Below are 11314 nucleotides of genomic sequence, written 5' to 3'. Positions count from 1 at the left end.
CGGGACCTGGATGGGGACGGTCCCGAACGGATCGGACCAGTTGGTTCGGTCCCCACGATGACGGGGGAAAAACCTGGGTGGGGACCGTGGTGGTCAGGAGCCCGACGGCTGGGCGCGTCGGCGGTCCGGGCCGGTGAGGATGACGCGGGTGGTCATCTCTGCCAGGCGGGAGGCGACGCGGTCCCCGACCGCGTTGCGGAGTTCCGCGATGGGCAGGTTGGTGGTGATCAGGGTCGGGAGCATCTCGGTGTAGCGGCGGTTGATCAGCCGGTACGTCAGCTCCTCGGTCCACTCGGACTGCTTGGCCGCGCCGAGGTCGTCCAGGATCAGCAGCGGGCACCGGCCGAGCTCTTGGATCTCCCGCTCGGGGTCGTGGTTGGGCCGGGGCCGGAGCTGGGCGTAGAGGTCGGCGGAGGTGACCGCCTGCCAGCGCAGGCGTACTCCGGCGGCCAGCAGCGAGCGGACGGCTCCGTAGGCCTGATGGGTCTTGCCGATGCCGGTGGGGCCGGCGATGAGCAGCGAGGGGCCGTAGGCGATGCCCCGGGTACCGGCCGGCCCGTTCCGCCCGGCGCCGGTGACCGCCTCCACCCAGCCCAGGACTTCGGGTTGGGTGGCGAGTGCCTCGCGGTAGCGGGGCGGGATGCGGCGGTCGGCGAGTTCCAGGGCGGTCACCGGCTCCACCGTGGGCCCGGCGAGTGCGGTGTCGGGGTCGATGCCCTTGGCAGCGAGAATGGCCTGGAGACGGGCTGCCAGGGTGCCAGCACGCTGGGGTTCGCGGGTCGCGGTGGTCACAGCTGGCCTCCGTAAGCGGCTTCGGCGTCAGCGGGGTTGGTGTACGGCTGAGGGGTTCGGCGCGCGCCAGCAGCGGCCTGCGGCGGGTTCATGGCCTCGTTGACCAAGCTGGGCAGCAGGCTCGGGTAGAGGCTCTTGAGGCGCATGCGGTCGACCCCGGCTCGGATGTGGTCCGGGTCGATGCCTTCGTGCAGCAACTTGCTGATCTCCCGGCCGACATGGCCCAAGACCTTCTCCGGAGGGCGCTTCCCGCACGCGGCGGCGTACTCGGCGACCAGTTGCTGGGCCGTTGCGGTCTGGGGTGTGGCGGGGGCGCTCGCGCCTCCCAACGGAGATCCTAGATCCATGATCCTAGGTCCTAGATCCGGACCGTGAGGGCTCGGCGCAGGCTCCCGCACTTCCTGCTGATGCTGCGCGGAGGGCTCACTGAACCCGTCCTGACCTGTGGATACGGGGATCATCGAAGCGGCGTGAGATGTGGGTGCGAGCTCCGGGGCGGGTGCCTGATGGTGCACGGACGCCTCACGGAGCCCTCCCCGCGCCAGCGGTGAAGTCAGGGGTACCCGGCCGCCGTCGTGGTAGGGGCAGTTCGGGTGCCGGACACCGCTGGGGCGGTTGACCTTCTGGTGCTTGGAGAAGGTCACGATGTGCAGGTACCGCTTGCCGTCCTCGCCCTCGTACCGGCAGATGAGTTCATTGCCGGCGAGCTGGGTGAGGTCGTCCTCGACCTCGATCGGGCCGTGTTCGGGGCGCAGGGACCACAAGAGGCCCGCGATGACGGCGGACTGGTCACGGAAACGGCCGTGGTCGTCGGCCTGGGTGAGCAGGCCGAAGAACGTCCGCTCCGCGGTGATGCTGACGGCGGCCAGCGATTCGGAGCTGAAGGCTTCCGGCTTGATGGTGCGGATGCGTGCCACGTCTATCGCCCCGCCTTCGTCTGCTGCTGGGACGGCGACGCCAGGGTGGGCGCGGGTGTGCGGACGGCTGCTTCGGCCGTACTGTGGGGCATAGACGTTCCTCAGATCCGTTCAGGAGTGGGCGGTTTGGACAAGGGCTCCCATCGGCTCTCGGCGCTGCAACGCCGGGAGCCGATTCCTTGTCGGGGGTGCTTAGCCAAGACAGCCACACCCAGCCCGCGCAAGTCCAGCGAATCCGCACTCGAAAAGCGTCAGAGCGCATCGCTGATCGCGAACGTCTTCACAGTAAGGGCGAATCCCCGGTTGACCAAAAAGTCGACGGCGCAGGGAGAGCGGCGAAGATCGCACCCCGAAAGCCATTGACCGGGGTAGGTGAGGCGATCTATGTTTCCGCCGCCCGGAGCCACTGATGGTGTGCGTACCTCTGCGATCTGAGATCGGTCCTAGTTCCACAATGGCCGCCTATGCGGGAATCGCCAGTTCGTTCTCCGCGAAACGGGCCCCAAAGTCCCATGTCTGGGCTTCCGCGATTACGTGAACCCGGGAACCCGAGCTACAACAGACGCATGCCCCGAAGAGCTACGGAAATCGGTCCCGCCGGAGAACGGACGGCCCACGCCATCGAGCGGCTGCGCACCTCGCGCGGATTCGCCCAGCGTGAGCTCGCTGCCCGTGTCGCCGAGCTCGGCCACCCCATGACCAACACCATGCTGTCTCGCATCGAACGCACCCGCCGGCGCTGCGACGTGGATGACCTCGTCGCCATTGCGGCCGCCCTCGGTGTCTCCCCGCTCGCCCTGCTCTAGCCCGCGACGCAGGGGTCCGGGCGGGTGCGCGGTGACGTCGCCCCGGCTTATACCCGACGATCCCCGGTCAGCCAAACCGGGGATTCTCCAGACCATAGAAGTAGTCCGCTCCACCTGCCTGTCAGCAAGTGGGGGCGGACTCGTCATGCCCGATGTCCGTCGCCACAGGTTGTTGACGGAAGATCCCGAAGGTTTCGATACGTGCGAAGTGTTGCTTGTGACAGTGAATTGCTGGCGAATGTCCGTATGTCTCCCCGTGTGTCGCCGCTGGGGAGGGGTTTTCTGAACGTGCATGAAGCCGCCGAATACCTGGGGATGTCGCCCGCCACCCTTTACGTGTGGCGGCACCGTCGCCAAGGTCCGCCGAGTTTTCGGATGGGGCGGAGCGGACGCGTGATGTACCGGATCGAAATGCTTGACGAGTGGATCCGAGAGCAGGAGCAGGCGGACTCCCGCAGCAATGATTCCCTAAGTCCGCTGAATGCCGCCCCGCAGCGCCGCGCCGGGTACGCGGCCACGGCCTGACCGATCTACTAGGCCTTACCACCCGCCCTACGCCCAACCCTTACCCCGAGGAATTCTTTGGCTGGATATATCGAAGACCGTTGGATCAAAAAGAAGAAGGATCCCGTCACCGGGAAGCGTGAGCGTACGACCCGTTACGGCAAGGGGTCTCGGTACCGTGTCGCTGGAATCCCGGGCGTCCGGGACATGTCGTTCGACGTGCTGGAGGACGCCAAGGGGTGGCTCCGGCGGTCCGGCACCGACAGCGAACGGGGCGAGTTCGTCGACCCGCGCGACGGCTCCATCACCTTGACGGACTTCGTCACGCGCCACTGGCGCGCCGGCGTTCGCGGCGCGCCCGGCACGGTCAAACGAGTTGACGAGCGTGTACGACTCCACATCCTTCCGCACCTCGGTGCGGTGGCGCTGCGCGACGTGTCGGCGACCGTCCTGCGCGGCTACATAGCCACGCTCGAAGGCGAGTGCTCTCCGCGGTACGCCAGGCAGATCCTCACCTCACTGTCGAACATCTTCGAGACCGCGATCGACGACAAGCGCCTCGTCCGCAACCCGATGCGGGCCAAGACGGTGCGTTGGCCGAAGGCCCCCGACGAGGACCGTGACGCGTGGCCGCTGCCAACGGCGCAGCGGGTGCGGGACGTGATCAATCCTCGGTATCGGATCGCGGTGGTCGTCGCGCTGGGGTGTGGGATGCGCCAGGGAGAGGTGTTCGGGCTGTCGCCGAGGGACATCGACTTCGAACGCGGTGTCATCCGAGTGCGCAGGCAGGTGCAACTTCTCTCCGGGCGCCTCTACTTCGCCCTGCCCAAGGGTGGCAAGACGCGCATCGTCGACATGCCCCGGTCGGTGGCCACGGAACTGGCCGCGTACTTGCTCGACCATCCGGCGGTCGACGTCGAGCTCCCCTGGGGCGGACCGGAGCCCGACCGGGAGAAGCAGAGCTTCCCGCTCGTCCTCACGACGACGTACGGCAACGCCATCCGCGCCAACATCTTCAACGACGAGGCCTGGAAGCCGGCCCTCGCAGCGGCAGGAGTCATTCCCGCGCGGGAGAAGGGTGCGCGGTGGAAGGCTTCGCGCAAGGACGGCTTCCACGTGCTCCGGCACACTTACGCCTCGGTCCTCCTCGAAGCGGGCGAGTCCATCGTCACGCTCGCCCGGTGGCTCGGTCACTCAAGTCCGACCATCACCCTCGACCACTACGCCCACTTCATGCCGGAGGCCGGCGGCAAGGGACCCGCGGCCATCGACGCACTGCTCGGCACGGTGCCCGAGTACGTACCTGAGGGCCTCGTCTCCTCTCACGGCAGCATCTGAGAGCCCGTACCGACAGCGGTCGCCTGCGCCCGGCAATGTTCCAGCCCCGCCGTTACCTCCGCCTGGTCCGGGCCGTCCTCGGTCGCCAGAAGTTCCCCGGCCGTAACCATGGCCGCCCAGAACTCGGGAGGTGAGCCCCGTCCGTCCCGGAACCGGGTCTGCGCGAAGAGCAGGAAGATCTTCGTGAGCTCCCCGGTACGAAACCAGGGGATCATGCCGCCAGGAAAGCCTCCGCGGGCGCAGGCGGCAGTCCACAACAGGTTGCGGATCCGCTCGCCGCGACCGTCCAGCACTTGGTCCACGACGAACACGTGCCCACAGGCGAGGAGCATGGCGACGATGTCTTCCTCTCCCGCCTCGAACTCGTCGAAGAGGGGCCGTGCCTCGTGGATTCGAGCTTCGGCGTCCGGCCGGGGCACTCCCAGGGCCAGACATAGGGCCAACGCGCAGGCGTCCCAGTCACCGGTGCGCGCGGCCAGTTCGGCGAAGACCTCCTCCTCGCCCTGTCCGGCGGCCAGCATCTCGCGAGCCTCCAGAACCAGCGCGTCCTCGCCTTCCCCATGATTCATGGCCAGAGGCTACAGCGATGCTCGAACGTGCCAGAGGGCGTGGTGACTTGAGCGCGCGGCCCCCATCCCCTTGCGGTGGGGAACTTGCCGAAGCGGCGAGTTCGGCGGTGATCACTCGCGTCCGATCGGGGTTTGTCCAGTGATTCCGGCTGGTCGTGCAGGTGACGAGGCTGGGTTCAGCGGCAGAGCTCCATGATGGTGTCGTCGAAGTCGGGGAACTCCTGGGCCGCCAGCTCGATCACGGCTGCCGCCGAGCGGTGCTGGTGCGGGTGCGAACCCTTCGGCGATGGCCGCCAACTCCGGATTGGGGTGTGCCTTCCAGTCCGGCTCGTACGAGGTGGCGGCTTCCCAGGCCGAAGCCGTCGGCCAGTAGCCACAGGAAGTCGCCCAGGTCGCGGGCGGCGACACCGGTCTCTCCCTCGGACCGAGGAAGACGACGGCTGCTCGGCCAGCGACCTACTCGGGCGGACGAGCCAGATCGCGGTGTACCCGCCCGTGCCGTCCTGCCCGAACACGCGGAAGTCGCTGCCGTCCAGTTCGCTGTTCCCGGTCCATGCCTGGAACCAGTCGGCGGTCTCGGCAACGGATGCCCCGAGCTGGAGCTGGTGATCGAAGCGACGGCCCAGTCCACGGGGCTAACCCAGTGCGACACGCGCAAGCACTGACCCAGGCCGCACGCAGGGCACCTGCCTTCGGGTGGGGGCCTTCGTCATATCCGGACCGCTCCGGACTGCCCGCGTCCTCGCGAAGTTGCACCAGGCACGGGCACTTTCCTCTCATCATCTGCGCCGCGCCCGCCGGCCTCGGCGCGGATTCGCGTGCGGTTTCTGTTCCCTGCTGACGCGGTGGCGCCTATGCTCCCCCAGCGCTGCGGGCGGTCGGCTTGTCCATGCCCCGGCGCTTCGGTCTTGGTCGTGTGGAGACAGATGCGAGGAGGGCACATGCGTCGGAGAGTCTTCGCGCCAGTGGACAGCGAGGAACTGGTCCCGCCCGGAAGCCCTGCCGGTACCTACAATCTGGATACTCTCCGCGCTGCCGCAGAGGGTCGGCGGCGGAGCGTTCCCGTGGGGGTGGAATACCCGTCGCACCAGATCGGCTTCACTGGGGGTGACCGGCTGTACGAGCCCCGGCCCATGCGGAACTGAGCCCGTCGGCAGCGCCGGGGACGACAAAGCCCCGCCCTCCCGCAGGGGGGAGAACGGGGCCGGTGTCGTGAGGGTGATCAGGCGGTCTCGGCGGGGTCGCCGAGGACGTTCTCCAGGATGACCTTCGTCAGGTCCTTGGCCGCGGTCTCCCAGGCGGTACGGCCGGCGGTGAGCTTGCCGGTCTCAGTGTCGATCAGGGTGCCCGCGAAGATCGTGTCCTCGGTCGTGATGGAGGCGGTCTTCCTGGTGCGGTCGAAGCTGACCTCGTCGAGGGCGCGGACGGCGTCGGGGATGGGGATGCCGCCCTTCTGGGCAATGTAGGTGGCGTAGGCAATGGCGTAGAGCACACCGGCCGAGGTGAGGTACGTGGCCTCACGGAGTTCGGGGGCCTTCATCTCGCCGCTGACGACGTCCGCGAAGCGGACCATCTCACCGAGAGCATTCCAGAACTCGGTCAGTTCCTTGCGGGCCTTCTCCGGGTCGCTGCCGGGGCCTTCGAAGAGGCCGTTGACGGCCTTGTCCATGGTGGCCGGGGAGCGGTATCCGTTGCCGACGAGGAGGAGACCGGAGACGTAGCGGACGGTCTTGAAGGAGAAGAGCTTCGCGGAGAGCTTGCCGGGGTTGTCCTTGAAGTACTCGACGCGGTCGTCGAAGAGGGGGCTGGTCTCGAAGAGATCGGACAGCTCGCGGTTGATGGGCTGGCGGCGGTCCATGGACTGGCCCATGGACTGGGTGGGGGCCTTGACGTTGCGCTGGAGGTCGGCGAAGTCCTGCGCGCGGTGCTTGGGGTCGTCCTCGATGACGATGATGAGGGGCTGGCCGGAGTTGCGGAGGCGCTGGATGACTGGGTCGTCCTCGTCTCGACTCTGGACGATCTTCTCGTAGGCGCCGATGCGGTGCTGTCCGTCGCCGATGTCGAACTTGGCGCCGATGTCGATGGCGAGGGTGCCGAACTGGGCAGCGTCGTGCTCGGTGGTGACGTTGGGTACCGTCACGGGCTTGAACTCCGCCTCGCGTTCGGCCAGGTAGAGGACGGCCGCGCCGAGGACGAAGTGCTCTTCGTCCTCCAGGTACTTCACGATGCCAGCCATGTGGTTGTTGTCCCGGGGCCGGTTTCCGTGGGTGGTGGTCTTGACCGGGTCCCAGGCTTCGGGCTTGGACACCATCGACACGAGGTCGGGGGCGGACATGGCGGTGGTCATCATGCGTCGGCCGCCCTGCGTGTAGCCGATGACCGGGATGTGAATCTTGGGCATGCGAGTTCCCTCCCCTTGGGATACATGGACGCCGTCGGTCGCTGCCGCTGCGGCGTTGCCTACAAGCGAGGACGGTACTACGCCACTTCGCAAGTCCACAACCCATCAAATCCTGCGTAGCGATTGCTAGTTCGTGCGTAGTGCATCCAAATCTCTGCGTATTTACCTGCAGTTGCAGGTGGCGTGGGATCTCTACGCAGGATTTGGCCGGCGATGGGAGAGGTGTCATCACGCTGGATGCCGTGGACGCAGGGGCGGAATCCGCCCGGCGACGGTCACCCTCCCGCCCCATGGGCGCCGCCCCCTGACGCTCGAAGGGATCCGCACCGAGCGGCGCGAGGACGGCGACGACCTCACCGGCTTCGACTGCCGGCCGAGCGGTCCGCCGAGTCCGAATGTCGGCTCGCGGTCCGTCTGCCGGCTCAAGGTCGCCGCCTTCCTCCACCTCGACTATCCCGGCGCCCGCCGGGCCATCCGGGTCGTCCGCTGGCGCCGCGAGTAGAGCACCGGGACACTGGCTTTCGAGCGTGTCTATCTGATCACCAGCCTGGACGTCTTCGACGCCACCACAGCCCGACTCGCCGCCTGGATCAGGGGCCACTGGGGCATCGAGAACCTTCTGCACTACGTCCGCGCGACCGCACCTTCCGCGAGGACGACTCCAAGGTCCGCACCTGCACCCTGCCCCGCACCATGGCCAGTCTGCGCAACCTCGCCATCAGCGTCTTCCGCCAGAACGACGAGGCAACATCTCCGCCGCACCAGCCGTGACTACCGCCGACCAATATCGACCCTCGGTCTCACGTGATCAACCCGGACAGATCCCGAACGTGCAATGACCCTGGCGACAGTGGGTGGCGCAGCGTCTGCTGTGCCACCCACTGTCGTTACTCTCCGCAGCCGCGCGCAGTCGAAGGTGGTCGGCGGTGCGGGCGGGCTGGCCCCAAGGTCCGGGGGAGCGCCCGGCATGGGTGGGCTGCGGATTCTCCCCAGATTCTCCCCAGGGGGTCCTGCGGGCCGCTTCTCGGCGTTCGCAGGAGCTAAGTTGATCGATGGTGCGGCTGTGCGGTCTACAGCCAGTCGCGCTTCTTGAAGATGACGTACAGGCTTACGCAGACCACTGCCATCAGCAGGATCGCGAAGGGGTAGCCGCCTGCCCACTTCAGTTCCGGCATGTCCTCGAAGTTCATGCCGTAGATGGTTCCCACGAGTGTGGGTGCAAACAGGATGGCGGCCCAGGAGGAGATCTTCTTGATCTCCTCGTTCTGTTCGAAGCCGGCTTCCGCCAGGGCGCGCATTTCCGCGTTCTGTTGTTGGGTGACCAGGGTCGCGTTGACCGTGAGGATGTCCGTGAGGGCCTGTCGGAAGCCGTCCACGCGTTCGCTGGTGTGGGTCACGTGGTCGGCGACGTCGCGGAGGTAGCGCTGGAGTTCCTCGTCCGTGCCGTACTTGGCGAAGCCCGCCATCAGGCCGTGGAGCATGCCCACCAGGGGGCGGGTCGCTCGTTGGAACTCGACCATTTCGCGGGAGAGTTCGTAGATGCGGCGCGAGACCGCCGGGTCGCCGCCGAAGACCTCCGTCTCGATCTCGTCGATGTCGTTCTGCACGCCCGCCACCACCGGGGCGTAGCCGTCGACCACCGCGTCGAGGATCGCGTACAGGACCGCTTCCGGGCCGAGGGCGAGGAGGTCCGGGTTCTCCTCCATGCGGTGGCGGACCGTGGAGAGGTCCGGGGCCGCGCCGTGGCGGACCGTGATGAGGAAGTCCGGGCCTACGAAGATGTGGAGTTCGCCGAATTCGACCTCCTCCTGGGCGTCGAGGTACCGCGCCGCGCGCAGGACGACGAAGAGGGTCTCGCCGTACCGTTCCAACTTCGGGCGCTGGTGGGCCTCCAACGCGTCCTCCACCGCCAGCTCGTGGAGGTCGAACTCGGCCGCCAGCGAGTGGAGTTCCGCCTCCGTCGGGCGTTGCAGGCCGATCCACGCCATGCCGTCGGGGTGCTCGCGCAGCCGGCGGAACGTGTCCGCCAGCGTCGCGGGGGAGGAGACCCGCCGGCCTTCGCGGTAGACGCTCGCCTGCACCACGCTCGGCCGGTCGGCGCGGCTCGGCTCCGACGCGGGCTCGGGCGACGGTTCCGGGTGGCGGCGCCAGGCCGCGCGGGGACGACGGTCGGACACGGGTCTTCCCCTCCTCCTGTGGGTGCCGGCCGGTGAGCGCCGGCGGGGTGTCGCGTGGTGTCGCGTGGTGTCTGTGGGGCTTTGGGCATGTTATCCGGCGGTTGTCGGTGCGGCTCGGGCTGAATCCCTGCCCCTTGCGGACCGAATCTGTCCGGAAGGGGCAGTAGCGTCCTCTTATGGCCTCCACGACGAAGCACCCGGTCCTCAGCTCCCGCGCCCTGAACCGCGCCACCCTCGACCGTCAGCTCCTCCTCCGCCGCGCCCCGCTCGGCGTCGAGGACGCCGTGGCCCATCTGCTCGGCCTCCAGGCACAGAACACCAAGCCCCCGTACTACGCGCTCGCCGCCCGTCTCGACGGGTTCCGGCCCGAGCAGCTGTCCGCGCTCATGGAGTCCCACGCCGTCGCCCGCATCGTGACCATGCGCTCCACCGTCCACACCCACACGGCCCGGGACGCCGTCGCCCTGCGCCGGCTCGTGCAGCCCGGGGCCATCGACCGGGAGCTCGCCATCTTCGTCGGCCGCAAGGGGCTCGACGGCGTCGACCTGGAGCGGCTCGCCGTGCTCTCCCGCGAGCTCGTCGAGGAGCGGCCCCGTACCCCCAAGCAGCTCCGCGACGAGCTCCTGAAGTCGTGGCCCCACGCCGACCCGCAGTCCCTCTCCCTCGCCGCCCGCTGCCTCCTGCCCCTGGTGCAGGTCACGCCGCGCGGCCTGTGGGGCCGCGGCGGGCAGGTCGCCCTGACCACCACCGACGTGTGGTTCGGGGACGCCGTCCCCGCGGAGACCGCCGACACGGACGAGACCGTGCTGCGCTACCTCGGCGCCTTCGGGCCCGCCTCCGTCAAGGACATGCAGACCTGGTGCGGCATGACCCGCCTCGGCGAGTCCTTCGAGCGGCTCAGGCCGCGGCTCCTCGTCTTCCGGAACGAGCGTGGCACCGAACTCTTCGACCTCCCCGACGCGCCCCGCCCCGACGAGGACACCCCCGCCCCGCCCCGGTTCCTGCCCGAGTTCGACAACCTGCTCCTGTCGCACGCCGACCGCACCCGGGTCGTCACCCCCGAGATCCGCTCGCGCACCTGGCAGGGCAACCGGGCCTTCTCCGTCTTCCTCCTCGACGGTCTCCTCGCCGGCATCTGGCACCTCGACGAGGCCAAGGACCGCACCACCCTCACCATCGAACCCTTCGCGCCCGTGACACGCGTCCAGCGCGCCGAGCTCGCCGCCGAGGCCGAGCGCACCCTCCGGATCATGACGCCGCCGGGGACCCCGTACGACATCGTCCATCCCTGAGTACGAGGACGAGGACGAGGGCGAGTAGGAGTGCGAGAGGGAGGACGCGATGCCCCGGATGACCGCGGCGGAGGTCGAGGCCGTCCTGCGCTCGGCCGGCTGGGCCCCCGGGCGCGACATCGGCGCGCGGCTGCCCGCGCTCCTGACGTTCGTGACCGACCGTTTCGCCGAGGAGGGCCATCCGGTCGAACCGTTCCCCGCCGCTCGGGACTTCGTCCGGGAATTCGGCGGGCTGCGCCTGGAGATTCCCGGTACCCCGCCGGCCGCCATCGGCTTCACACCGCACTGGATCTACGAGGAGAGCGGCGAGGACGTCGCCGAGCTCGCCCGGAGCCTCGGGAAGCGGCTCTTTCCCGTCGGGTACGAGACGTTCGACGGTGCCATGCTCCTCATCGACGAGACCGGGCGCTTCTTCCTCCTCCACCACACCGGCCCCTATGTCCTGGGGACGAGCGCGTACGAGGCCGTGAGCTGTCTGCTGCGTGGGCCCCAGCAGGAAGCGCTGACCTGACCGTGCC

General features: G+C 68.4%; 10 protein-coding genes. 5 read left to right on the top strand and 5 right to left on the bottom strand.

Going from position 1 to position 11314, the window contains the following annotated elements; genetic code table 11:
• Window positions 1-93 precede the first annotated feature (93 nt).
• Together ACIBG6_RS30885 and ACIBG6_RS30880 are read right to left on the bottom strand one after the other, a co-directional pair.
• Complete coding sequence (locus tag ACIBG6_RS30885) at window positions 94-792, bottom strand: ATP-binding protein (protein ID WP_399225983.1); 699 nt, start codon at window positions 790-792, stop codon at window positions 94-96.
• Window positions 789-1709, bottom strand: a complete 921-nt coding sequence (locus ACIBG6_RS30880; protein ID WP_399225982.1) for a hypothetical protein — start codon at window positions 1707-1709, stop codon at window positions 789-791. Before ACIBG6_RS30880 ends, ACIBG6_RS30885 begins: the two co-directional genes overlap by 4 nt.
• 566 nt (window positions 1710-2275) lie before the next feature.
• Here ACIBG6_RS30880 and ACIBG6_RS30875 point away from each other — a divergent pair.
• The 3 genes from ACIBG6_RS30875 to ACIBG6_RS30865 all read left to right on the top strand — a co-directional run bounded on the left by ACIBG6_RS30875 (window position 2276) and on the right by ACIBG6_RS30865 (window position 4357).
• Window positions 2276-2515 carry a helix-turn-helix domain-containing protein gene (locus tag ACIBG6_RS30875; protein ID WP_399225981.1) on the top strand — a complete coding sequence of 80 codons (240 nt, stop codon included), beginning with the start codon at window positions 2276-2278 and terminating at the stop codon, window positions 2513-2515.
• Window positions 2516-2761: 246 nt separating this feature from the next.
• Window positions 2762-3040, top strand: a complete 279-nt coding sequence (locus ACIBG6_RS30870; protein WP_399226095.1) for a helix-turn-helix transcriptional regulator — start codon at window positions 2762-2764, stop codon at window positions 3038-3040.
• A 186-nt stretch (window positions 3041-3226) separates the two neighbouring features.
• A complete protein-coding gene (locus ACIBG6_RS30865) occupies window positions 3227-4357 on the top strand; it encodes a tyrosine-type recombinase/integrase (protein WP_399225980.1) in 1131 nt (376 codons plus the stop codon).
• On the opposite strand, the gene ACIBG6_RS30860 is transcribed toward ACIBG6_RS30865, so the two are convergent.
• From ACIBG6_RS30860 to ACIBG6_RS30850, 3 genes are all read right to left on the bottom strand, one after another.
• Window positions 4342-4926, bottom strand: a complete 585-nt coding sequence (locus tag ACIBG6_RS30860) for a hypothetical protein (protein WP_399225979.1) — start codon at window positions 4924-4926, stop codon at window positions 4342-4344. The genes ACIBG6_RS30865 and ACIBG6_RS30860 overlap by 16 nt on opposite strands.
• 1222 nt (window positions 4927-6148) lie before the next feature.
• Window positions 6149-7327 (bottom strand): DNA sulfur modification protein DndB, encoded by a 1179-nt coding sequence (locus ACIBG6_RS30855; protein ID WP_399225978.1) that lies wholly within the window; start codon window positions 7325-7327, stop codon window positions 6149-6151.
• Between the two features lie 1070 nt (window positions 7328-8397).
• Window positions 8398-9504, bottom strand: coding sequence for a magnesium and cobalt transport protein CorA (locus ACIBG6_RS30850; RefSeq protein ID WP_399225977.1), 1107 nt, complete (start codon window positions 9502-9504; stop codon window positions 8398-8400).
• Window positions 9505-9680: 176 nt separating this feature from the next.
• On the opposite strand from ACIBG6_RS30850, the gene ACIBG6_RS30845 reads away from it, so the two are divergent.
• Window positions 9681-10796, top strand: coding sequence for a winged helix DNA-binding domain-containing protein (locus ACIBG6_RS30845; RefSeq protein WP_399225976.1), 1116 nt, complete (start codon window positions 9681-9683; stop codon window positions 10794-10796).
• Window positions 10797-10845: 49 nt separating this feature from the next.
• The gene (locus ACIBG6_RS30840) at window positions 10846-11307 is read left to right on the top strand and encodes an SUKH-3 domain-containing protein (RefSeq protein ID WP_399225975.1); all 462 of its coding nucleotides are present in this window, start codon (window positions 10846-10848) and stop codon (window positions 11305-11307) included.
• The last annotated feature ends 7 nt before the right edge of the window (window positions 11308-11314 follow it).

The sequence above is a fragment of the Streptomyces sp. NPDC050842 genome (assembly GCF_044456565.1).
In the GTDB taxonomy this organism is placed as follows: domain Bacteria; phylum Actinomycetota; class Actinomycetes; order Streptomycetales; family Streptomycetaceae; genus Streptomyces.
The sequence above is the reverse complement of the archived record's forward strand: the minus strand, read 5'-3'. Positions and strand labels throughout refer to the sequence as shown.

Coding starts and splice junctions, on each gene's coding strand:
- ACIBG6_RS30865 (WP_399225980.1), top strand. CDS start 3,227: ATGTCGTTCGACGTGCTGGAGGACGCCAAGGGGTGGCTCCGGCGGTCC.
- ACIBG6_RS30855 (WP_399225978.1), bottom strand. CDS start 7,327: ATGCCCAAGATTCACATCCCGGTCATCGGCTACACGCAGGGCGGCCGA.
- ACIBG6_RS30870 (WP_399226095.1), top strand. CDS start 2,762: ATGTCTCCCCGTGTGTCGCCGCTGGGGAGGGGTTTTCTGAACGTGCAT.
- ACIBG6_RS30845 (WP_399225976.1), top strand. CDS start 9,681: ATGGCCTCCACGACGAAGCACCCGGTCCTCAGCTCCCGCGCCCTGAAC.
- ACIBG6_RS30860 (WP_399225979.1), bottom strand. CDS start 4,926: ATGAATCATGGGGAAGGCGAGGACGCGCTGGTTCTGGAGGCTCGCGAG.
- ACIBG6_RS30840 (WP_399225975.1), top strand. CDS start 10,846: ATGCCCCGGATGACCGCGGCGGAGGTCGAGGCCGTCCTGCGCTCGGCC.
- ACIBG6_RS30875 (WP_399225981.1), top strand. CDS start 2,276: ATGCCCCGAAGAGCTACGGAAATCGGTCCCGCCGGAGAACGGACGGCC.